The organism is Aeromonas sp. R5-4 (assembly GCF_040908215.1).
GTDB classification, from domain to species: domain Bacteria; phylum Pseudomonadota; class Gammaproteobacteria; order Enterobacterales; family Aeromonadaceae; genus Aeromonas; species Aeromonas veronii.
Genome location: NZ_JBFODG010000026.1, coordinates 131,042 through 153,959, shown reverse-complemented (window position 1 = coordinate 153,959; position 22,918 = coordinate 131,042). Strand labels below are relative to the sequence as shown.

At 59.2% G+C, this 22,918-nt stretch carries 19 protein-coding genes; 11 read left to right on the top strand and 8 right to left on the bottom strand.

The window, feature by feature from the left end; all coding sequences use genetic code 11:
• Positions 1-41: 41 nt before the first annotated feature.
• Positions 42-1,718 (top strand): long-chain-fatty-acid--CoA ligase FadD, encoded by a 1,677-nt coding sequence (gene fadD / locus AB5Y83_RS13175; protein WP_085942148.1) that lies wholly within the window; start codon positions 42-44, stop codon positions 1,716-1,718.
• Positions 1,719-1,826: 108 nt separating this feature from the next.
• Positions 1,827-2,939, top strand: coding sequence for a ribonuclease D (rnd, locus tag AB5Y83_RS13170; RefSeq protein WP_139443678.1), 1,113 nt, complete (start codon positions 1,827-1,829; stop codon positions 2,937-2,939).
• Between the two features lie 189 nt (positions 2,940-3,128).
• Here the strand turns inward: rnd and AB5Y83_RS13165 are convergent, their stop codons facing one another.
• From AB5Y83_RS13165 to selD, 3 genes are read right to left on the bottom strand one after another with little or no spacing between them, the layout of a single operon-like run.
• Positions 3,129-3,773, bottom strand: coding sequence for an MBL fold metallo-hydrolase (locus AB5Y83_RS13165; RefSeq protein WP_368175301.1), 645 nt, complete (start codon positions 3,771-3,773; stop codon positions 3,129-3,131).
• 22 nt (positions 3,774-3,795) lie between these two features.
• On the bottom strand, positions 3,796-4,911 hold the full coding sequence (mnmH, locus tag AB5Y83_RS13160; RefSeq protein ID WP_368175300.1) for a tRNA 2-selenouridine(34) synthase MnmH: 1,116 nt from the start codon (positions 4,909-4,911) through the stop codon (positions 3,796-3,798).
• Positions 4,908-5,945 carry a selenide, water dikinase SelD gene (gene selD, locus AB5Y83_RS13155; protein ID WP_368175299.1) on the bottom strand — a complete coding sequence of 346 codons (1,038 nt, stop codon included), beginning with the start codon at positions 5,943-5,945 and terminating at the stop codon, positions 4,908-4,910. The genes mnmH and selD overlap by 4 nt, the downstream gene beginning before the upstream one ends.
• A 405-nt stretch (positions 5,946-6,350) precedes the next feature.
• Between selD and AB5Y83_RS13150 the strand changes: the two genes are divergently transcribed.
• On the top strand, positions 6,351-6,779 hold the full coding sequence (locus AB5Y83_RS13150; RefSeq protein ID WP_279462198.1) for a GNAT family N-acetyltransferase: 429 nt from the start codon (positions 6,351-6,353) through the stop codon (positions 6,777-6,779).
• A 34-nt stretch (positions 6,780-6,813) separates the two neighbouring features.
• Here the strand turns inward: AB5Y83_RS13150 and AB5Y83_RS13145 are convergent, their stop codons facing one another.
• The 3 genes from AB5Y83_RS13145 to AB5Y83_RS13135 all read right to left on the bottom strand — a co-directional run bounded on the left by AB5Y83_RS13145 (position 6,814) and on the right by AB5Y83_RS13135 (position 11,083).
• Positions 6,814-7,998, bottom strand: coding sequence for an acyltransferase family protein (locus tag AB5Y83_RS13145; protein ID WP_368175298.1), 1,185 nt, complete (start codon positions 7,996-7,998; stop codon positions 6,814-6,816).
• 347 nt (positions 7,999-8,345) lie between these two features.
• Complete coding sequence (locus AB5Y83_RS13140; protein ID WP_005336736.1) at positions 8,346-9,539, bottom strand: class I SAM-dependent methyltransferase; 1,194 nt, start codon at positions 9,537-9,539, stop codon at positions 8,346-8,348.
• A gap of 113 nt (positions 9,540-9,652) precedes the next feature.
• Positions 9,653-11,083: a methyl-accepting chemotaxis protein gene (locus tag AB5Y83_RS13135; protein ID WP_368175297.1), complete on the bottom strand. Its 1,431-nt coding sequence runs from the start codon at positions 11,081-11,083 to the stop codon at positions 9,653-9,655.
• A gap of 82 nt (positions 11,084-11,165) precedes the next feature.
• Here AB5Y83_RS13135 and AB5Y83_RS13130 point away from each other — a divergent pair, with 82 nt between their 5' ends.
• Both AB5Y83_RS13130 and AB5Y83_RS13125 read left to right on the top strand, forming a co-directional pair.
• Positions 11,166-11,438 carry an acylphosphatase gene (locus tag AB5Y83_RS13130; RefSeq protein ID WP_005345583.1) on the top strand — a complete coding sequence of 91 codons (273 nt, stop codon included), beginning with the start codon at positions 11,166-11,168 and terminating at the stop codon, positions 11,436-11,438.
• Between the two features lie 15 nt (positions 11,439-11,453).
• Positions 11,454-12,392: a CHAD domain-containing protein gene (locus AB5Y83_RS13125; protein WP_368175296.1), complete on the top strand. Its 939-nt coding sequence runs from the start codon at positions 11,454-11,456 to the stop codon at positions 12,390-12,392.
• A gap of 66 nt (positions 12,393-12,458) precedes the next feature.
• On the opposite strand, the gene metG is transcribed toward AB5Y83_RS13125, so the two are convergent.
• The gene (gene metG, locus AB5Y83_RS13120; RefSeq protein WP_368175295.1) at positions 12,459-14,492 is read right to left on the bottom strand and encodes a methionine--tRNA ligase; all 2,034 of its coding nucleotides are present in this window, start codon (positions 14,490-14,492) and stop codon (positions 12,459-12,461) included.
• A gap of 186 nt (positions 14,493-14,678) precedes the next feature.
• On the opposite strand from metG, the gene apbC reads away from it, so the two are divergent.
• The 5 genes from apbC (at position 14,679) to AB5Y83_RS13095 (ending at position 19,897) form a co-directional block, all read left to right on the top strand.
• Positions 14,679-15,761, top strand: coding sequence for an iron-sulfur cluster carrier protein ApbC (gene apbC, locus AB5Y83_RS13115; protein WP_107683008.1), 1,083 nt, complete (start codon positions 14,679-14,681; stop codon positions 15,759-15,761).
• Positions 15,762-15,871: 110 nt separating this feature from the next.
• Positions 15,872-16,516 carry a uridine kinase gene (gene udk / locus AB5Y83_RS13110; RefSeq protein WP_107683007.1) on the top strand — a complete coding sequence of 215 codons (645 nt, stop codon included), beginning with the start codon at positions 15,872-15,874 and terminating at the stop codon, positions 16,514-16,516.
• Between the two features lie 63 nt (positions 16,517-16,579).
• Positions 16,580-17,161, top strand: coding sequence for a dCTP deaminase (gene dcd, locus AB5Y83_RS13105; protein ID WP_005336719.1), 582 nt, complete (start codon positions 16,580-16,582; stop codon positions 17,159-17,161).
• A gap of 377 nt (positions 17,162-17,538) precedes the next feature.
• Positions 17,539-19,008, top strand: a complete 1,470-nt coding sequence (locus AB5Y83_RS13100; protein ID WP_267516873.1) for an inorganic phosphate transporter — start codon at positions 17,539-17,541, stop codon at positions 19,006-19,008.
• Between the two features lie 310 nt (positions 19,009-19,318).
• The gene (locus tag AB5Y83_RS13095; protein ID WP_368175294.1) at positions 19,319-19,897 is read left to right on the top strand and encodes a glucose-6-phosphate isomerase family protein; all 579 of its coding nucleotides are present in this window, start codon (positions 19,319-19,321) and stop codon (positions 19,895-19,897) included.
• A gap of 32 nt (positions 19,898-19,929) precedes the next feature.
• Here AB5Y83_RS13095 and AB5Y83_RS13090 read toward each other — a convergent pair whose 3' ends face one another.
• Complete coding sequence (locus tag AB5Y83_RS13090; protein ID WP_181363259.1) at positions 19,930-20,937, bottom strand: LacI family DNA-binding transcriptional regulator; 1,008 nt, start codon at positions 20,935-20,937, stop codon at positions 19,930-19,932.
• Positions 20,938-21,148: 211 nt separating this feature from the next.
• Between AB5Y83_RS13090 and AB5Y83_RS13085 the strand changes: the two genes are divergently transcribed.
• A complete protein-coding gene (locus AB5Y83_RS13085) occupies positions 21,149-22,915 on the top strand; it encodes a class I mannose-6-phosphate isomerase (protein WP_368175293.1) in 1,767 nt (588 codons plus the stop codon).
• Positions 22,916-22,918 lie beyond the last annotated feature (3 nt).

Genomic DNA, 22,918 nt, shown 5'->3' with positions numbered 1-22,918 from the left:
ACACAGTGAGCGCACAGGTGCTAGTTATGCAGGAGAAGTTTGTGGAAAAAGTCTGGCTGAAACGTTATCCGGAAGGGGTCCCCGCCGAGATCAATCCAGACCAATACAGCTCCCTGGTCGAGATGTTCGAATCCTCGGTGACCCAGTTTGCCGATCAGCCCGCCTTCGTCAACATGGGCCAAACCATCACCTACCGCCGGCTGGAAGAGCAGTCCCGCGCCTTTGCTGCCTACCTGCAAAACGAGCTGAAGCTGGAGAAAGGGGATCGGGTTGCGGTGATGATGCCTAACCTGCTGCAATACCCCATCGCCGTGTTCGGCATCCTGCGCGCTGGCATGATCGTGGTCAACGTCAACCCGCTCTATACCCCGCGTGAGCTGGAGCATCAGCTCAAAGATTCCGGTGCCAAGGCCATCGTCATCGTCTCCAACTTCGCCCATACCCTGGAAAAGGTGGTCTACGATACCCCGATCAAGCACGTTATCCTGACCCGGATGGGGGACAACCTGGGGCTGGCCAAGGGCACCCTGGTCAACTTCGTGGTCAAGTATGTCAAGAAGCTGGTGCCGAAATACAATCTTCCCCACGCCACCACCATGCGTCAGGCCCTCTCCAAGGGACGTTTCCTGCAGTATATCAAGCCGGAGATCACTAACGACGATCTCGCCTTCCTGCAGTACACCGGTGGCACCACCGGCCTCTCCAAAGGGGCCATGCTGACCCATCGCAACATGATTGCCAACGTCGAGCAGTGCCTCGGCGTCTACGGCCCCATGCTGGAACGCGGCAAGGAGTTCGTGGTCACCGCGCTGCCGCTCTATCACGTCTTCGCCCTGACCGTGAACTGCCTGCTCTTTATGCGTATCGGCGGTTACAACCTGCTGATCAGCAACCCGCGCGACATCCCGGGCTTTGTCAAAGAGATCAAGAAGTACCCCTTCACCTGCATTACCGGGGTCAACACCCTGTTCAATGCGCTGGTCAACAACGAAGAGTTTCAGGGGATCGCCTTTGACAAGCTCAAGCTGACCATCGGCGGCGGCATGGCGGTGCAGCGCGCGGTTGCGGAGAAGTGGAAGACACTGACCGACACCCCGCTGCTGGAAGGCTATGGCCTGACCGAGTGTTCGCCACTGGTGAGCGTCTGCCCCTACGATCTGACTGATTACAACGGTTCCATCGGTCTGCCGGTCTGCTCTACCGAGATCCGTCTGGTAGATGACAACGGTCAGGTGATCCACGCCCTCGGCACCCCGGGCGAAATGCAGGTGCGCGGCCCGCAGGTGATGGTGGGCTACTGGCAGCGTCCCGAGGCGACCGCCGAAGTGATGCAGGATGGCTGGCTTTGTACCGGTGATATCGCGGTGTGCGACGAGCAGGGCTTCTTCAAGATCGTTGACCGCAAGAAGGACATGATCCTGGTCTCCGGTTTCAACGTCTACCCGAACGAGATCGAAGATGTCGTCGCCCTGCACCCGAAAGTGCTGGAAGTGGCCGCCGTCGGTGTGCCGCACAAGGTTTCCGGTGAGCTGGTGAAGATCTTTGTGGTCAAGAAAGATGCAAAATTGCAGGAGGACGAGATTATTGCCCACTGCCGTAAACATCTGACTGCCTATAAGGTGCCGAAACTGGTAGAATTTCGTGACGAACTTCCCAAGACCAATGTGGGCAAGATCCTGCGCCGCGTACTGCGCGACGAGGAGATTGCCAAGCAATAACCGGACTGCAGCTGCAGAATTATCTGCAAACCAGCACCGTCGTTATGCAAAACCGTGGGTCATCCCACGGTTTTTTCTTTTTGGCCCTGATCAACCGCGCAGGCACAGATGCACTATCAACTTATCACTCAGCAAGACGAACTTGAGCAGTATCTCGCTTCTCTGGCCGACGTTCCCCTGGCTATCGATACTGAATTCGTTCGCACCCGTACCTACTACCCCCAGCTTGGCCTGTTCCAGATCTATGACGGCGAGCATCTGGCGCTACTGGATCCGCTGACCCTGGATCTCTCCGCCCTCTGGCAGCGACTGGGCAGGGAAGGGCAGATCGCCATCCTGCACGCCTCTGGCGAAGATCTGGAGCTTATCCAGCATCAGGCGGGCCACCTGCCCAACCAGATGCACGACACCCAGCTGGCAACCGCCTTTCTCGGTTACGGCGTCTCGGTCGGCTTTGGTGCGCTGGTGAATGAATTCCTCGGTGTCGAGCTGGAAAAAGATCAGGCGCGCACCGACTGGCTGGCACGCCCGCTTACGCCACGTCAGCTCGAATACGCGGCAGCGGATGTCTTCTACCTGATGCCGCTCTACGAGAAAGTGATGGCCAAACTGCGGGAAAGCGGCAAGTTTGCCTGGTTCGAGCAGGAGTGCCAGAACCACTCTGCCCGCAAGACCCAGGGTAGCGATCCCCGTCAGGCTTATCTTGACATCGTCAACGCTTGGCAACTGGGTCGCCGCGAGCTCGCCATTCTGCGCGAGCTGGCCGCCTGGCGCCAGCAAGAGGCTGTGCGCCGCGATCTGGCCCTCAACTTCGTGGTCAAAGAGCTGCACCTGTTCAAGGTGGCAGAGCGTCGTCCGACCTCCATGCGTGATCTCAACGAGCTCGGCCTCTCGCCCATCGAGATCAAGATCCACGGCAAGCGGATGCTCGATATCGTCGCCAAGGCGCAGCAGAGCGATCCGGATAGCTGGCCCGAGCCCATTCGTCGGCTGGTGGACTTCCCCCAGTACAAGGCCGAGCTCAAGCGCATCAAAGCTATGGTGGAAGAGAAGGCCAAGGCGAGCAATATTCCTCCCGAGCTGATTGCCAGCAAGAAGATCATTCACCAGTACTTCACCTGGAGCTGGCGGATGAACGACGAAGAGCGGGCCCGCAGCGACAAGCCGATGCTGCTGCAAGGGTGGCGTCATGAGCTGGTCGGTCACCTGCTGGCACAATAAGCCACCAGACGGTTGCACCTATAAATCAATCCTCACCCTCGGGTGGGGATTTTTATTGGGCGAGAAAAACAAACAGGCATGCTGAACTGGAGAACGCAGAGGGGACATGGCTGGTCGGATTGCGGGAGTCGAGAATGAAAAAGAGAGCAGAGAAGGAAAGGCAGCGGCTAACACCGCTGCCTTTTTTGATCACCAGATAGGCTGGGTCAGGTAGGGGTTGCTCACCTTCTCGCGACCGAAGGTGGAGCTGGGGCCGTGGCCCGGGATAAAGACGATTTCGTCGCCCAGCGGCAGCAGGGTCTCGGTGATCGACTTGATCAGCGTGCCGTGATCGCCACGGGGGAAGTCGGTGCGGCCGATGCTGCCGGCAAAGAGCACGTCGCCAACCCAGGCGAGTTTTTCGGCCTGACTCAGCAGCACGATATGGCCTGGGGTGTGGCCGGGGCAGAAGTAGACATCCAGCTCGCACTGGCCAAGCTGCACCTTGTCACCCTGCTCAAGCCAGCGATCCGGCGTGAAGGCGGGAGTATGGGCGAAGCCGAACATCTGGCTCTGCTGGGGCAGCATGTCGAGCCAGAAGGCGTCCTCCTTGTGGGGGCCGGTAATGGCGACGCCGGTTTTTTCCCGCAGCTCGGCGGCGGCACCGACGTGATCCAGATGACCGTGGGTCAGCAGGATGTGGGTCAGGGTCAGGCAGCGTTTGGTGATGGCAGCCAGCAGTTTGTCCGCTTCGCCGCCTGGATCAATCAGGGCCGCCTGATGGGTCTCGTCACACCAGATGAGGGAGCAGTTCTGGGCGAACTGGGTGACCGGGATCACCTCGAATTTCAACATAGAGTTCCTCTCTTGGGATGGGTCAGCCACGCAGTGCGCTGGCATGCAGCTCGGCGAAATAGTCGAGACAGGCCTGCTTGTCACCGCGAAACACGATGCGCTCCTGCTTGTTGCCAAGCTGGTAGAGATACATGGGGTCGTAGTAGCGGGTCAGCAGCAAAGAGATCCAGGCCAGATGCAGCGCGGTATCACCGCTCTTTTCCTGCTCGGTGAGAGCGGTCTGCATCAGGGCATCCAGCTCTCGGTGGGCCTGATCGCCAAGACGGCGCTTGAGACGGGCCAACGCATCGGTGAGGTAGGCGGCAAACAGCGGCCATCCCTCTTCTTGGCCATACATGGCTTGATAGCGCAGCCAGAGATCGTGCACGTAATCTTCGCGGATCTGCTCGGCCCGATCGATTTGCGGTACATCAACCACCACCAGCGGTGCCTGACTCATGGCCTCATGGAGGGAGAGGGGCAGGCAGCAGCGGCCAATCAGCCGGCTCTCGTCCTCCACCACAAAGGCATGTTCGCCTCCATGGCGGCGCTTGAGCAGTTCGATGGCCATGTTGTTTTCAAAGTTGATGTTGCTGGGCTGGCCGCCGGGCAGTTGACCAAACGACGAGCCCCTGTGATGGGCGTGTCCTTCCAGATCGAGCGCTTGGGCCACGTGGTCCAGCATATGGGTCTTGCCGGAGCCGGTCATGCCGGTCAGCACAGTCCAGCGGCACTCGGCAGAGGCCTTGTCCTGGGTGTCGATCAGGAAGCGGCGCAGCTCCTTGTAGCCACCGGCGACGCGGGGGCGAGTCACCCCCGCTTCAGCCAGCCACTGTTGTACGGTTTGCGAGCGCAGGCCGCCGCGAAAGCAGTAGAGCACGGCATCGGGCTGCTTGCGCAACTGCGCCAGCCAGCCTTCGATACGTTCGGCACGTACTGCTCCCCCCACCAGCTTGTGTCCAAGCTCAATGGCGGCGGCCTGACCCTGCTTCTTGAAGCAGGTCCCCACCTGGGCGCGCTCATCGTCTGTCATCAAGGGCAGGCTGGTCGAGCAGGGGAAGGCCCCCTCCTTGAACTCGATGGGGGCGCGCACATCAATCAACGGCACATCGTCCAAAAAGAGTTGGGCGTAGTCCGTGGCCAGTGGCAATTCACTCATTGGACAATCTCGATAAAGCGGGAGCCCTCAAGGGGCTTGATCTGACCGATGGGCGAGAGTTCTAGCCCAGCTTCGCGCGCGATGGCGAGCAGCTCGGCTTCGCTATCTTTCCCCACGGCGACCAGCAGGCCGCCGCTGGTTTGCGGATCGCACATGATGTTGCGGGTGCGATCGTCCATGGCATCCAGCTTGTGGCCGTAGGAGTCGTGGTTGCGCAGGGTACCACCCGGTACGCAGCCCTCGGCGAGGTAGTAATCCACCTCATCCAGCAGCGGCAGCGCCTTGAAGTCGAGGCGGGCGCTGACATTGGATCCTTCACACATCTCCAGCAGGTGACCGGCCAGACCAAAGCCGGTGACGTCGGTCATGGCGTGGACACCCGGCAGTTCGGCAAAACGCTGGCCAATCTTGTTGAGGGTGCACATGGCGTTGGGGGCCAGCTGCTCGTGTTCGGGCTTGAGCTTGCCCTTCTTCTGGGCGGTGGTGAGGATACCGATACCAAGGGGCTTGGTCAGATAGAGGGTATCACCCACCTTGGCGGTGTCGTTCTGCTTGATGGCATCAAGGGGCACGATACCGGTGACCGCGAGGCCGAAGATGGGCTCGGGGGCATCGATGCTGTGGCCACCGGCCAGCGAAATCCCCGCTTCATGGCACACCTGACGGCCGCCGTCGATCACCTGCTGGGCCACTTCCGGCGCCAGGGTATTGATGGGCCAGCCGAGGATGGCGATGGCGACGATGGGCTTGCCGCCCATGGCATAGATATCGCTGATGGCGTTGGTGGCGGCGATGCGGCCAAAGGTGAAGGGGTCATCGACGATGGGCATGAAGAAGTCGGTGGTGGAGACAATGCCCTGACCGTTGCCGATATCGACCACGGCCGCGTCATCCTTGCTGCTGTTGCCAACGATCAGGGTCGGGTCGTTGAAGCCCGGGATCTGGCTCTTGAGGATGGTGTCGAGTACCTTGGGAGAGATTTTGCAGCCGCAGCCAGCGCCGTGGCTGTATTGGGTCAGACGAATGGAAGACATACTTACCCCTTTGATTTGCAAACAGAGCAGAGGCTCTGTGGAGCCGTCTTGGTCAATGGGCGGCCTTGTAGAGAGAATGACAAGAAGCCGCGAATATGGGTGGCCTCGGTGCCAACAGGGGCAGCGATGACTGGCAGTTATGAAGGACCGCCAGGCCGGACGGGGAAGAAAAGGGCGACAAGGTACGCCAGCGCAGCCCCGCCAAGGGCCACAGGACGGGGCATTATGCCACATTTGCCCCTTGGGGTTCGAACAGGAATTCACATAAACAGCAGGGAATTGCCAGCACTTGCCTGTCATCGGTCTGGATCCGGCGCTGACTGAATGATTACAGTACAGATGCAGCAAAGAGAACGTCAAAGAGACCAACAGCACGCAACTGCCGATCTACAACAGGAGAGCTTAGTGACCACCACACTTTTGGTTAACCACCCCATCACCACGGCGCAGTTCGCGGCGTTGTTGGCGCAGACCTCGCTGGGGGCGAGACGGCCGCTGGAGCATCCAGCCACCCTGCAGGGCATGCTGGATAACGCCAATTTGCTGCTCACCGCTTGGCAGGGCGAGACCCTGGTCGGGGTGGCCCGCTCGGTGACCGATTTTCATTTTTGCTGCTACCTCTCGGATCTGGCGGTAGCCGAGTCGGTGCAGGGGCAGGGGATTGGCAAAGCCCTTATTCGCGAGACGTTTTTGCAATTGCAGCCGGGCTGCAAGCTGATCCTGCTGGCCGCACCGCAGGCGGTGGCGTACTACCCCAAGCTCGGATTTAGCCAGCACCCGAGCGCCTGGGTGATGAGCAGTCTGGATGAACTGGTGCTGGATGAGTTGGCATAAGCCCGTCAACTCATCCAGACAGGGCGAGATTAGCTTATCCGGCTTGCTCCAGCGCCGGTTGCCGTGACTTGCCCCAGCGGCGCAGGCGCCGTTGCAGTGGCCGCTCCAGCAGGTTGTAGCTCAACGCCGAGAGTCCGATCAGCACTGCCAGCATCAGCAAGGTTGCCACTACCCCCAGCAGCGGGTTGGTCTGGCTATACCACCACTCGGTGAGCCCCGGCGCCAGATAGTGGATGAGCTCGCAGCCGGTGAGCAGCACCAGCGCATGGAGCAGGTAGATGGAGTAGGAGAGATCTCCCAGCCAGTTGGTGAAGCGGTTATCCAAAAGGTGCAGCAGCGGGCTCTGGCGCTCCCCCTGGGCGGCGGCAATCCAGATCAGCAGCACGTAGGAGGCGATCAGCAGCAGGGTCAGCAGCGGCGTCATGGTGAACTGCATCAGCGCGAAGGGCAGCACAAAGGCGATCAAGAGCGGCAGATCCCGCTTCATCATGGGCATGCCTTTCGCAGCCTTGACCCTTGGCAGCAGCCAGAGGCCGAGCACAAATTCACTTACCCCGCGTCCCACCGCCAGTGCCCCGCTGGTGACATCCAGGGTGCCGCGACTGTGTACGATAAAGGCCAGCACCGTCAGCGCCAGCAGGGGGACGAGATGGCTCCAGCGACTACGGGTGACCGCCAGCGGAATAAGCAGCGGGAACAGCAGGTAGCTGATCCACTCCACGCTGAGCGACCAGGCGGCGAAGTTCCAGGTCAGCCCGTGATCGGTCACCACCTGCAGCAGCAGGAAGGCGCTTGGCAGCGCCTCGGCCGGGGTGAAGGGTGAACCGAAGGGCGGCATCCCTTCCCACTCCCACATCTTGAATAAGGGGCCAGCATAGAAGCCCACCCCGTGCTGTGCCTTGTAAAGCTCCCAGCCAACCAGCAATAGCAGGGTCACCATATAGAGGGGGTAGACGCGGGTCAGCCGCAGCCAGAGAAAACGGCCATAGCTCACGGTGCGGGGCGTGCGGGTGAAGGCCTCCCCATAGACATGGGCCAGCACCACGCCGCTCAAAATAAAGAACAGATCGACCCAGAGGTAGCCGTTCTCGATGAGTTGGGTGTGGCCTGCGATCGGCTCCATCCACTGGGGAAAGAGCAATAATCGGGCATGGAACAGCACCACCATCAGGGCAGCGATGCCCCGCAGCGGCGTTAACAGCGGCAATGATTGATTCATATCGGGATCCCTTGTGATGTTCAGCTTGGCCTGACATCTATTTTGTTGTTGTGCCGCCCATCAATCCTGACGGGACGGTTGCCCCGGCTCGGCTGCCGCAGGCGGGATCACACTACGGAAAAGAGAGTCATACGGATGTGATTTAAATCATAAATGTGCAGTTATTGTGCAAAGTAATTTAAACAGAGAAGCCGTGGAGAGCAGGTAGGGAAAGAGGAAGAGAGGAAACACCAATAAAGCAGAGAGGGGGAATCGGGGCGAGCGTCAGGCTCAGGTTTATACGGCGCGATGCAAAACAATCAGGCCCGCAAGGGGCCTGATTGATCACAAGGGAAGATGACGACCGATCAGCGGGCGCGTACCACCAGTCCCTTGAGGTAGAAGCCTTCCGGATAGGCGGTACCGATAGGGTGATCGGAGGCCTGGGAGAGCAGCTCCAGGATCTGGGCATCGCGACCGGCATCGAGCGCCGCATCGGCAACGATCTTCTGGAACAGACTCTGCTCCATCAGGCCGGAGCAGGAGTAGGTCAAGAGCACGCCACCCGGCGCCAGCAGCTGGAATGCCAGCATGTTGATGTCCTTGTAGCCTCGGCAGGCACCCAGCAGCTGGGCCTTGCTCTCGGCAAACTTGGGCGGATCCAGCACGATGACGTCGAACTTCTCGCCCTTCTCGCGATATTCCCGCAGCAGCTTGAACACGTCGTGACGGACGAACTGGGTGTTGCTGGTATCCAGCCCGTTCAGCTCGGCATTCTGGCGGGCGATATCCAGCGCATTCTGGGAGAGATCGACGTTGACCACTTCCTTGGCGCCGCCCTTGAGGGCATAAACGCCAAACCCGCCGGTGTAGCAGAAGCAGTTGAGGACGCGCTTGCCTTCGGTGTACTTGGCGGCAGCCTGACGGTTATCCCGCTGATCCAGATAGAAGCCGGTTTTATGGCCATTGCGAATATCCACCAGGATCTTGACGCCGCCATTCTCCTCGATGACCACCGGCTCGTTCGGGGTCTCGCCATAGATAACGCCGGTGCGCTCTTTCAGCCCTTCCTTCTTGCGCACTGCCACATCGGAGCGCTCATAGATGCTGCACTCGGGGTAGAGGGTACGCAGTGCCTGCGTTATCAGCTCACGCTGGAACTCGGCACCGGCAGAGAGGATCTGGCACACCAGAAAATCGGCATAACGGTCGATGGTCAGACCCGGCAGGCCGTCGGATTCGGCGGCGCAGAGGCGATAGCCGGTGAGGCCCTGACGCTTGATCAGCGGATCGCGAGACTCCTGCGCATATTTGAGACGACGGATAAAGAAGTCGAGATCGACGGTCTCATCCTTGTCGAAGGTCCAGACCCGGGCACGGATCTGGGAGCTGCCTGACCAGGCGCCACGGGCGAGCCACTTGCCATCGTTGGCATAGATCTCGACGGTATCGCCGTCAATGGGGTTGCCCTGAACCCGCTCAATCCCCTTGGAGAAGATCCAGGGGTGGCGACGCAGCAGGGATTTTTCGCGGCCTTTGACGAGATAGATGGAAGCGCTCATGGATGTTTGCCGATGGTAGAAAGAAAAGGGGCCACATTCTATGTGGCCCGCAGGTAAAACTCAAACAACCCTGTGTAATGGATGGGGTTGCCCTGATCTGACACCTCATACGGTCAGAGCTTAATCCCCTTGAGCGCCTGGGTCAGCTCGCTGGCGGTGGTTTTCAGCCCTTGTGTGCCGGCTACCGAGGCGCTGGCAGACTCCTCCACCTGCGCCGCCTCATGGCGCACTTGATCGAGATTGTGGGTGATCTCGGCGGCGACCGAGCTCTGCTCTTCGCTGGAGGTGGCGATCTGGGTGCTCATCTCCAGCACCGCATCGCTGTGGTTGCTCAGTTTTTCGATATCCAGCCCCACTTCGCTGATGAGCTGCTGGCTGCTGGCGGCACGCCCTACAGTCTTTTCCATGATCTCGTTCAGCGCGCCGGTACCGGTCTGCAGCTCTTCGATCATCTGCTGGATCTCCACCGTCGCCTGCTGGGTACGGCTGGCGAGGGTACGCACCTCATCAGCTACCACCGCAAAGCCACGACCCTGCTCACCGGCACGGGCCGCTTCGATGGCGGCGTTGAGGGCCAACAAGTTGGTCTGCTGGGAGATGGCGTTGATGACGTTGACCACCTCGTTGATCCGGTTGGCGTTGTGGGTGAGCCGCTCGACTGCGCCGGAGGCGTTGCCAATTTCGTCGGCCAGGGTACGGATCGCCTCTATGGTGCGGGCTACCCGGTTGGCGCCATTGGCTGCCTCTTCGCTCGACTGGCGCGTCTGCTGCAGGGTGTCGTTGGCATTGCGCGCCACTTCGCGGATCGCTGCCGACATCTGTTCCATGGCGGTGGCCAGTGAATCCATGTGTTGGCGCTGGGAACGCGCCATGCTCTCGCCTTCGCGGGCATGGTCACGAAACTCGTCGGCGGCCATGGTCAGCGCTTCGGCAGACTCCTCCACCAGTTTGACGATCTGGTGCTGGCGGTCGGTAAAGCGGTCGATGCTACCCGCCAGGGTGGAGAACTCGTCCCGCACCGGAAAGAAGTTGAGTCGGAAGGTGAGATCGCCGTCCGCCACGGTTTGCAGCGCCTTGTTGGTGGAGTAAAGCGCACCGGAGACAAAGGTCATCATGTAGTGGATCACCAGCGCCATCAGGGCGGCTAGCGCGCCGATCAGGAGCAGGGTAGAGCCCTGACCCTCCCACATGGAGAGGTTGCCCGTGTCGAGATCGCCGATGACGTAGCCAGCCTGACCCGCTGGCGCGCTAAAGAGGTAGTGCTCCCCTTGCTGTTGCAACCCGCTGCTGCCTTGCCGGGTCAGACGCAGATCAGCAGGCAACACCAGAGTGGGCTGCTGGCTGACCAGCTGCGCTGTGGTCTCGACCCGTTGCTGCAACTGCGCTACCCGCAGGGAGATCTCCTGCTGATGGCTGGCCGCCAGCATATACCAGCTGAGAAAGGCGATGATGAAGAGAGGTAACCAGAACGCGATATGGAATTTTTCACTGATGGTGAGGTGAATGAGATAGCGGTCAACCCACCGGAATTTAACTTCTTTCATAATGGAGCTGCATCCTGCAGAGATAGAGTGTCGGGCACATTATCGTCTCGGGAAATTTTTTCTTAAGCGGAAGGTGTGAGAAATGGGAGAGCAATCGTTTGTCATTCGGGTGTGGGGGCAGGTGCAGGGGGTGGGATTTCGCTATTTCACCCGCGAGCGGGCGCTGCAACTGGGTTTGCGGGGCCATGCCTACAACCTGGAGGATGGCTCGGTGGAGATCCTCATCAGCGGCCCCGCGCAGGGGGTGCAGATGATGCTGGGTTGGCTGGAGCATGGCCCGCGCACCGCCAGGGTGACCCGGATGGAGTATGAAGAGGCGCTGCCGCCCACCGGTCAGGGCTTTCACACCAACTGAAGGGGCGGAGACGAGATGGACGCTGACAAGGAAGGTCTGTTGCTGACTCAGGCAACAAGCTGGGTCGCCCGTTATCAGGAGGCGGCGCGGGCGGTGCGCGAAGAGGCCAGTGAACCGGCCGTGCATGGCTACCGTATCGCGGCGCGCCGCTTGCTGGCGCTGCTCGCCCTGTGGCGGCCACTCACCTATCATCCCGAGCTGGAGCGGCGTCTGCTGCGCTCGGTCGGGCGGCTTTCGGCGCTGCGGGATGCGCAGGTCTACGCCGAGCGTTTTGGCAAGCCGCCTGCCAGCACTGGTAATACCCACAAATCGGCCTGTCGCGTGCCCCTGTTGTCGAGGCGACTGGCCCGCTGGCTTGCGGCGGTGGCGCAGGTGCAGGATGCGCGGGCATTGGCGTTCCTCTATCAGCAGCATCTGGCCCTGAGCCTTGATGAGGCGCAGAGCGCTCTCGATGAACCTATTCCCTGTGTTGGGAAATCTGCCAGCTCCCGTCAGCAACAGTTGCGCCGCTGGCATCGGCTGCGCCTCGAGATCAAGCAGGCCCGTTATGGCGTGGAACTGTTGCTGGATCTGGGGAGTGGAGCTCCCTGCTGGTTGAGCACCCTGACTCACTGGCAGGAGCGACTCGGCCAGTTGCAGGATTGGCGTCAATGGCGGCGGAGGTTGCGAGCAGAGCAGGGGAACACCCGCAAGCAGACGAAACTGCGGCAGCAGTTGAAGGGGAAGATCACCACCCGTTTGCGTCAACTGGACTGCCAGCAGGCGGAGCTGGTGGCGCTCAAACTGGCGATGCTGGCAGGCCACAACATGAATGACATGCCAAGTCGGGTGGTCAGGGTATTCAGAACAAAATGTATCGCCCGCGAATCCCGGTGGTGGATAGCCCCAAGGCCGCAATCTACGAAAGTCAACCGCGACCAGCATCTACAGAAACTATCCAAGCCAAACAGGTGAGATAAAAAAAGAGAGGCCGTTTGGCCTCTCTTTTCTATCTGGCTGTGGTCGCAGTCAGCGATGTGCTTACTTGACGCGCATACCCGGCTGGGCGCCTTCCTGCGGCTCCAGGATCCAGAGATCCTTGCCGCCCGGGCCTGCGGCCAGCACCATGCCTTCGGACATGCCGAAACGCATCTTGCGCGGCGCCAGGTTGGCCACCATCACGGTCAGCTTGCCTTCCAGATCTTCCGGGTTGTAGGCGGACTTGATACCGGCAAACACCTGACGGGTTTCGCCGCCGATATCCAGTTGCAGCTTGAGCAGCTTCTCGGCTTCCGGTACCGCTTCGGCCTTCTTGATCAGCGCGACGCGCAGGTCAATCTTGGCAAAATCGTCATAGGTGATGGTTTCGCTGATGGGGTCATCAGCCAGCGGGCCGCTCACTTTCGGTGCCTGCTCTTTGGCCAAGTCTTCCTTGGATGCCTCGATCATGGCTTCAATTTTGGCCGGCTCGATGCGGGAGAAGAGGGCCTTGAACGGTGCAACGGTGTGATCGACCAGCGGCATCTCGATGCCATCCCAGCTGAGGGTTTCAGCCAGGAAGGCTTCGGCACGTTCGGCCAGCAGCGGCATGACGGGCTTGAGGTAGGCCATCAGCACGCGGAACAGGTTGATGCCGACAGAGCAGACCGCCTGCAGCTCGGCATCTGCGCCTTCATGCTTGGCGATAACCCAGGGAGCCTTGTCGTCCACGTAGCGGTTGGCCTTGTCGGCCAGCGCCATGATTTCGCGGATGGCGCGGCTGAATTCGCGGCTCTCATAAGCCTCGGCAATGGCGGTACGGGCATTGGCGAATTCGGCGTAGAGCTCGGGTTCGGCGCAGGTTGCCGCCAGCTTGCCGCCAAAACGCTTGGCAATAAAGCCGGCGTTGCGGGAGGCAAGGTTGACCAGCTTGTTGACCACGTCGGCATTGACGCGCTGCACGAAATCTTCGAGGTTCAGGTCCAGATCATCGATGCGGCTGTTGAGCTTGGCGGCGTAGTAGTAACGCAGGCACTCCGGATCCAGGTGGTTCAGGTAGGTAGATGCCTTGATAAAGGTGCCCTTGGACTTGGACATCTTGGCGCCGTTGACGGTCACATAGCCGTGCACGTTGACCTTGGTCGGCTTGCGGAAGTTGGCTCCTTCCAGCATGGACGGCCAGAACAGGCAGTGGAAGTAGGCGATGTCCTTGCCGATGAAGTGGTAGAGCTCGGCGTCGGAGTCCGGTTTCCAGTAGCTGTCAAAGTCGATGTCGCCACGCTTGTTGCACAGGTTCTTGAAGGAAGCCATGTAACCGATGGGGGCATCCAGCCAGACGTAGAAGTACTTGCCCGGCGCGCCGGGAATTTCGAACCCGAAGTAGGGGGCATCACGGGTGATGTCCCACTGTTGCAAGCCGCTTTCGAACCACTCCTGCATCTTGTTGGCCATCTCTTCCTGAATGGCGCCGGAGCCACGCACCCACTCAGAGAGCCATTTTTCAAACTGCGGCAGGTCGAAGAAGAAGTGCTCGGAGTCCTTCATTACCGGAGTCGCGCCGGAGACGGCAGATTTCGGATCGATAAGCTCAGTCGGGCTGTAGGTAGCGCCGCAGCTGTCGCAGTTGTCGCCATACTGCTCCGGAGATTTGCACTTGGGGCAGGTCCCCTTGACGAAACGGTCCGGCAGGAACATGGATTTTTCCGGATCGAACAGCTGGGAGATGGTGCGGCTCTTGATAAAGCCACCATTTTTCAGGCGGCCATAGATCAGCTCCGCCAGCTCGCGGTTTTCGTCGCTGTGGGTGGAGTGATAGTTGTCAAAGCTGATGTTGAACCCGGCGAAATCAGCCTGGTGCTCCTTGGAGACAGCGGCAATCATCTCTTCCGGGGTGATCCCCATCTGCTGTGCCTTGAGCATGATCGGGGTGCCGTGGGCATCATCGGCACAGATGAAGTGCACCTGATGACCGCGCATTCGCTGATAACGAACCCAGATATCGGCCTGGATATGTTCCAGCATGTGGCCAAGATGGATGGAGCCATTGGCATAGGGGAGGGCGCAGGTTACCAGCATTTTACGAGGATCAGTTGCCATATTACGTTCTTGATGTGCTTGTTGGGATGATAGAGTGCCGTGCATGTTACCCGAATTGGGGGTAGCCTGCCTAGGGTTGTGGCTATGCCAACCTTGGCAGCACCTGCCGTTACGATGGCAGGCAAGCCACTGATTTGTGTGCGGTAACCGTTCACCTCAAGATAATGACAAGATAATGAGGAGTTAATGGTGATTGATTCAGTAAAACAGATCCTCGCCGAATTTAAGCCTGCAGGCTGGCACAAGGATCTGGTGGATGCCGGATTCGTTCGCGAGATCATCAATCAGGGTCAGGGGCTTACTATCCGGCTGGTATTGCCGTTTGCCGGTCTCTCGCTGCTCGATCAGCTCAAAGAGAACTACGATGCCAGGCTGCGCAGCGCCACCGGCGCCTCCCGTATCGACTGGGCACTGGAGATTGACGTCGCCAGCATGCCGCGGGCGCAGGGCCTCAATGCCGTGCAGGGCATTCGCAACATCATCGTGGTTGCTTCCGGCAAGGGGGGGGTGGGTAAATCCACCACCGCGGTCAACTTGGCGCTGGCCCTGCAAAAAGAGGGGGCGCGGGTCGCTATTCTCGATGCCGATATCTATGGCCCTTCCATTCCCACCATGATGGGCACCCTCACAGAGCACCCGGTCAGCCATGACGGCAAGCTGATGGAGCCGGTGATGGCCTGCGGCCTCAAGAGCAACAGCATCGGCTATCTGGTCTCTGAGCAGGATGCCACCATCTGGCGCGGCCCGATGGCTAGCAAGGCGCTGGCGCAGATCCTTCATGAGACCCGCTGGGGCGAGGTGGATTATCTGGTGGTAGACATGCCCCCGGGCACTGGCGATATCCAGCTCACCATGGCCCAACAGGTGCCGACGTCGGCGGCGGTGATCGTCACCACCCCGCAAGATGTGGCGTTGGCCGATGCCCGCAAGGGGATCGCCATGTTCAACAAGGTCGATGTGCCGGTGCTCGGTATTATCGAGAACATGAGCTACCACGTCTGCAGCGCCTGTGGTCACCATGAGCCGCTGTTTGGTACCGGTGGCGGCCAGAAGATGGCAGAGCAGTATCAAGTGGCACTGCTTGGTCAATTACCGCTGCACATCGATATCCGCCAACACATGGATGATGGCTGTCCGACGGTGTTCGGCGCACCGGAAGGAAGCCTGGCTCAGGCCTATTTGAAGCTGGCGCGCAGGGTAGGGGCTGAACTCTTTTTCAGCGCAAAACCGATTGCGACCCCCCTCTATGCCATGGCGCTGGATGAATAATCGGCGGTCGGTCACTTGAAAGGGAATTGAGGGTGGGCATGACCCACCCTTTTTTATATAATGGATCGGTTTAAACCATCCCCACTGCTCTTCTCTTTTAGGTATTTGTCATGTCTGATACTCAACATTCGTGTGTGATCATCGGTATTGCGGGCGCATCTGCGTCTGGCAAAAGTCTTATAGCCCAGACCATTTATGAAGAGCTGGTGGCCGAACTGGGCGCAGGTCAGATTGGTGTGATCACCGAAGATTGCTACTACCGTGATCAGACCCACCTGACCATGGAAGAGCGGGTCAAGACCAACTATGACCACCCCAACGCGCTGGATCACGACTTGCTGGTACAGCACCTGAGCCAGCTGGTCAAAGGTGACGCAGTTGCCATTCCCCAGTACTCCTACACCGAACACACCCGGATGAGCGACGTGACCCCGTTTGCGCCGCGCCGGGTGATCATTCTGGAAGGGATCCTGCTGCTGACCGACAGCCGTCTGCGGGATCTGATGGACGCTTCCATTTTTATGGATACCCCGCTCGACATCTGCCTGTTGCGCCGTCTGGTGCGTGATGTGCAGGAGCGTGGCCGTACCATGGACTCCGTGCTCAAGCAGTACCAGAAGACGGTGCGTCCGATGTTCCTGCAGTTTATCGAGCCGTCCAAACAGTATGCCGATGTGATCGTGCCCCGTGGTGGCAAGAACCGCATCGCCATCGACATGCTCAAGGCGCGTATTCGCCACATGTTGATTGGTTAAGATGAAACAAGCCGGGTGATGCCCGGCTTTTTTAAAAGCACAATTTGTCAGGAGAGTCGCCCAATGCGTCTGTGTGATACCGATATTGAACGCCATCTGGATGAAGGCAAGATCGTCATTGAGCCACGGCCCGGGGTAGAGCGGATCAGTGGTGTCAGTGTCGATGTGCTGCTGGGTAACGAGTTTCGGGTGTTTCGCGATCATACCGCGCCCTATATCGACCTGAGTGGCCCGAGCAGCGAGATGGCCGATGCTATCGATCGGGTGATGAGTGACGAGATCCACATCCCCGATGGCGAAGCCTTCTACCTTCACCCGGGTCAGCTGGCGCTGGCGGTGACCTATGAATCTGTCACCCTGCCTGCCGATATCGTCGGCTGGCTGGATGGCCGCTCTTCACTGGCACGCCTGGGTTTGATGGTGCACGTGACGGCGCACCGGATCGATCCGGGTTGGTCCGGTCGCATCGTGCTGGAGTTCTACAACGGCGGCAAACTGCCGCTGGCGTTGCGTCCGAAGATGAAGATCGGCGCCTTGAACTTCGAGATGCTCTCGGGCGTCGCGGCCCGTCCCTACAACAAGCGGGAAAATGCCAAGTACAAGAGCCAGCAGGGCGCCGTTGCCAGTCGCATCAATCAGGACTGATAACTGGCAACACGGCAACGATTCAAGGGAGCACAAGGTGCTCCCTTTTTGCATCTGGAATCAAACGGATATGGGGTTGATGGTGCTGGTCTGATGAGATTGGTGAGGCTGGGACGTTTTATCACCACTTCTGCCCGTTTTACTGTCATAAAAACGCCATAAAAATGAAATTATTGGCTTGATTGTCAGCTATTTTTGCCCTTTCCCGCAATCATTGATGGCTTTAATTAATCGATGGCAAGCCGCATGAAGGCTGGCTCTAGGATATTTTTTTCCAAAAAGCTCTTTTTTTTTATGGCTGAAATATTTCAATGGTGGCTATGGTGTTGGCCGCCATCTGGCATAATCCGCCGCAACTCATAAACAGGCTTTTTTTTATGTTTGAAATGTTTAGTGGTTTGGGTTTGTGGTGGTCAATCGGTTTGGTATTGGCCGTTTTTTTTGTGCTTGCCTATGAATTTATCAACGGCTTTCACGATACCGCCAACGCGGTAGCAACGGTTATCTATACCAAGGCGATGCCAGCTCACCTGGCGGTCGTTGCATCGGGGATCTTCAACTTTTTTGGCGTCATGTTCGGCGGTCTGGGTGTGGCCTATGCCATTGTCCATCTGCTGCCCATCGACCTGCTGCTTGGGATGGACTCCACCCAAGGGTTGATCATGGTCTTCTCCTTGCTGTTTTCCGCCATTGTGTGGAACCTGGGCACCTGGTTCTTCGGGATCCCGGCCTCCAGTTCACATACCTTGATCGGTTCCATTCTGGGGGTCGGCGGCGCCTATGCCTGGATCACCCATAAACCGGTGACAGAAGGGATTAACGTGGGCAAAGCAATCGACATCATGCTTTCCCTCATCATCTCTCCCACCATCGGCTTCATCATCGCGGCGCTGCTGCTGCTGGCGATGAAGCGCATCTGGACCAGCAACAAGATCCACAAAACGCCGGAAGAGCGCCAGCTGGTGGATGGCAAGAAACACCCGCCGTTCTGGGCGCGTCTGACCCTGGTGGCCTCGGCCATGGGCGTCAGCTTCGTGCACGGCTCCAACGATGGCCAGAAGGGTATCGGTCTGGTGATGCTGGTGCTGATCTGCATGGCGCCCGCCTATTTCGCGCTGGACATGAACAGCCGCGCTTATGACCTGGATCGGACCCAGGATGCCAACCAGCGCATCATGGAGATCTACCAGCGCAACCAGTCCGCCCTCTCGGACGTCATCAACTTCTCTGCACCGGCAACGGCTCAGGAAGAGCTGATGACCCACTGCTCCGCCGATGGCGTGCTGCAGGCGATGGCCACCCTGGATGCCCGTCTGGGTGCCGTGCGTACTTATGATCAGATGAGCCTGACCGACCGCCGCGAAGTGCGTCGTCTGCTGCTCTGTATCGATGACACCGCCCGCAAGGCTGCCAAGCTGCCGCTGCCAGCCAAAGAGCTGACCGATCTGGCCAAATGGCGCAAGGATCTGACCGCGACCGCTGAATACGCACCGACCTGGGTGATTGTCTCCATCGCACTGGCGCTCGGTTGTGGCACCATGGTGGGCTGGCGTCGTATCGTTCATACCGTGGGCGAGAAGATCGGCACCACCGGCATGACCTACAGCCAGGGCATTGCGGCCCAGATCACTGCTGCTACCTCCATCGGGGTTGCCAGTCTGACTGGTATGCCGGTGTCCACCACCCACATCCTCTCTTCTGCGGTGGCGGGTACCATGGTAGCCAACAAATCCGGCCTGCAGAGCCAGACCATCAAGACCATCCTGATGGCCTGGGTGTTGACCCTGCCGTTGACCATGCTGCTCTCCGGTGGCCTGTTTATCGTCAGCCACCATCTGTTTGGTTGATCTGCTGCGTTCATAACGCGCATCACAATGACAATGCCGCCCGGTCGAAAGATCGGGCGGCATTTTTTGTGTCTATGAATTTTCAGTGGAGTTGTATCTCCACCTGATGTTTTTTGTTCTTGAGGTAAACAGATAAGAAGGCTCTTCTTCATTATTTGATTGACGACTCGTTATGGTTTTTCTGGCTGAACTTTCGTCATCGAATATCTCTTTCTAATAGTGTGCTTCTCTTGTGATTAATGGATTAACCAATTAGCGTGTTTTGGCGAGGTGCAGATGCACCATCTGATAAAGCGTCACTGAGGAGTAGATGATGAAGCTGATGATCCCGCCCATGGTGGATTTTGCGACCGGCAGCTTGTCCGGTGCCGAACTGGTGGAGAAGCGTACAAGGTTGGCTGATCTGCATGGCTTGTTTGCCGATCCTGCTTCTGAAGCAGGGGTTGACCCGCAAACTGTGCTCTATCGTGTGGCGATGTTGCCCTGCAGTGGCGTGGAGGGGGGTCTCAACATGGGTGTCACCCATCTTGAGGCCGGCAGGATAGGGAACGAGTTTTTTATGACCCGCGGTCATATCCATGCTCGCGCCGAGCAGGCGGAGTACTACTTCGGGTTGTGCGGAAGGGGACTATTGCTGTTGCAGGATATGGCCGGTGTTTGCCGGTTGGAGCAGGTCTTTGCCGGCAGCGTTCATCATATCCCTGGCCACGTTGCCCATCGACTCGTCAACACTGGCGAGACGCAGCTCTCGGCGTTGGCGGTCTGGCCTGCCATTGCCGGTCATGATTACCGGCTGATGGCAGAGCGGGGGTTTGGCCTGCGGGTAGTCGCAGGGAAGGAAGGGGAACCTTGTGTTGTGGGCAGCGAGGTGAGTGTCTCAATCACCTAACCATCAGCCTGCATGGGTCGTGAGCGACCCCGTTAGCGGCTGCCGCAAGATTGGCGCACCACCAGAGTAGGGGGCAGAATGATGCTCTTGGCCGGCTCGTCGTTGCCGGCAATCCGCTCGAGCAGCAGTTCACCCGCCTTGCGGCCAATCTCCCGCGCCGCCACCGAGACGGTGGTGAGCGCCGGTTCGACCAGAGCTGTCTCCGGCAGATCGTCAAAGCCCACCAGTGCAAAGTTCTGGCCGATGAGCCGCCCCTGCTTGCGCAGCGCCAGCATAGCGCCGAGCGCCACCACATCCTGATAGCAGACCGCTGCCGTCACCTCGGGGTGCTGCTCCAGCAGCGCCGTCGTGGCGCGGGTGCCCTCTACCCGGCTGGCGCCGCAGCTGATGATCCACTCCGGTTTGGCAGTGATACCGTGTTCGAGCAGCTTGCTCATATAACCACCGAGGCGTTGGGATCGGCTGATGGAGGTGGGGGCGCCCCCAACAAAGGCGATATGACGGTGGCCGAGTTTTAGCAGGTGCTCGGTCGCGAGCTGACAGCCCAGAAAGTTGTCGGTGCCGACAAAGTCTATCGCTACATCCGGCACCGGTCGCACCACCAGAATGGTGGGCATATGGCGACGTTGCAGGCTCTCGAAAAAGCTGTGGGGCGTAGGCTGGGCTGCGCAGATCACCATGCCGGCGGCGCTGTTGCGTTGCAGCGAATCCATAAACTGCTGCTGCCTTGTCGCCGACTCCTCGCTGTTGGCGAGAAACAGCATCAGGTCGTGGTGTTCCATCTCCCGGCTCAGGCCCGCTGTCATCTCTGCATAGAAGGGGTTGGTAATGTCGTGCAGCAACAGGCCAACCTGATTGCTGCTCTTGTTGCGCAGGTTGGCGGCAGTCTGGTTGTAAACATAGCCGAGCTCGTCGATGGCCTTGAGTACCCGCTGGCGAGTGTGGTCGGAAATGCGTCCCTTGTTGCGCAAGGTCATGGAGACGGTGGCGGTGGAAACGCCCAGATGGCGGGCAATATCTGCAACAGTCACATTGCTCATGGTGTGGGTCCAGTCATGGTCGTGCCATCAAGATATATCGATTAACCTATATTTCGGATGAGAGAAGGTTGCAAGTGAGTGGTTGATCACAAATATCACCGCCAATGCCGATGATATATCCCAATGTTTGAGGTTAATCGTGTTTATCAGGTTGTGGTTAACGGGTTAATCGATTTATCTCTATCGTAGGTGTCAACGAGAGAGCAAGCCAATGATTCATTCGAGTTACGTCTCCAACTACGACAAATATCCAGAAGTGACCGTTGTCGGATATGAACAGGCCGCCTGCGCGGGATGGGATGAGATTGCCCATCAGCTGCTAGCCAAAGTGAACCGGCAGGAGAGGGCGAAAGTGGTGCTGGTGATCGACTGCTATCACGGCGTGGATCAGGGTGAGCTGCGTACCCAGCTGCTGACCAGATTCGGAACCCACACGCTCATCGATGTGGAACAGGCGCGCCTGCCCGAGCCCAAAGTGCTGGCGATGCTGGATCGTTTCATCACCGATGACAGGGTTTTTGGCGTGCTGGCACCCCACAAGATGGTGGAGTTTTTTGACCCGGTCGCCTTGGCGCGCCTGCAACAGCAGGTCGCAGAGGTGGCCGAAGGTCTGGTGGTGGTGATGGGTAGCGGCGCTTCGCTGGTGGTGAAAGGGGATGTGCGGGTCTATGCCGATCTTGCCCGCTGGGAGATCCAGCAGCGTCTGCGCCGAAAAGAGATTGGCAACTGGGGCGCTGATAACACTGAAGAGGACATACTGCGCCGCTACAAGCGCGCCTTCTTCATCGAGTGGCGGGTGTTTGACCGCCATAAATTGGCCCAGCTGCCCACCATCGATTTCCTGCTCGACACCAACACCAGGGGCAAGCCGACCATGGTAACGGGGGCGGCACTGCAACAAGGGTTGCATCAGGCGGCGCGCCAGCCGTTCCGGGTGGTGCCCTTCTTCGACCCGGGGGTCTGGGGCGGGCAGTGGATGAAGCAGGTGTGTGATCTGGACCCGGCCCAACCCAACTACGCCTGGTGCTTTGACTGCGTACCCGAGGAGAACAGCCTCTATCTGCGCTTTGGCGAGGTGAGGGTGGAGATCCCGTCGCAAAACCTGGTGCTGTGCCAGCCCAGCGCCTTGCTTGGGGAGCGGGTACACGCCCGCTTTGGCGCCGAGTTCCCGATCCGGTTCGATTTTCTCGATACGGTGGGGGGGCAGCCGCTCAGTCTGCAGGTGCATCCGCTGACTGAATACATCCAGCAGGAGTTCGGCATGCACTACACCCAGGACGAGAGCTACTACCTGCTCGATGCCAAGCCGGACTCCTGCGTCTACCTCGGCACCCGCAACGGTATCGACCCGCAGGAGATGCTGGTTGATCTGGCCGCCGCCCAGCGTGGTGAGAAGCCCTTCGACGACGAACGTTTCATCAACCGCTTCCCGGCCCGCAAGCACGATCACTTCCTGATACCGGCCGGAACCGTCCACTGCTCGGGAGAGGGCGCCATGGTACTTGAGATCAGCGCTACCCCCTACATTTTCACCTTCAAACTGTGGGACTGGGGCCGGGTCGGGCTCGACGGCATTCCGCGCCCCATCCATCTGGAGCATGGCAGCAAGGTGATCCAGTGGGAGCGCGACACCGCCTGGACCCGCGAGCATCTGGTCAATCGCATCGAGCTCATCGCCGAAGGGCCGGGCTGGCGCGAGGAGCGTACCGGACTGCATGAGCGGGAATTTATCGAGACCCGTCGCCACTGGTTCAGTGTGCCGGTCGAGCACGACACCGGCGGCACGGTGCAGGTGCTCAATCTGATTGAGGGGAGAGAGGCGACGGTGGAGAGTCCCGACAATGCGTTCGCGCCGTTTGTGGTGCACTACGCCGAGACCTTTATCGTACCGGCGTCGGTAGGGCGCTATCGCATCCGTCCGAGTGGCGAGAGTGAAGGGGCGACCATCGCCACCATCAAAGCCTATGTGAGGGGGTAACCA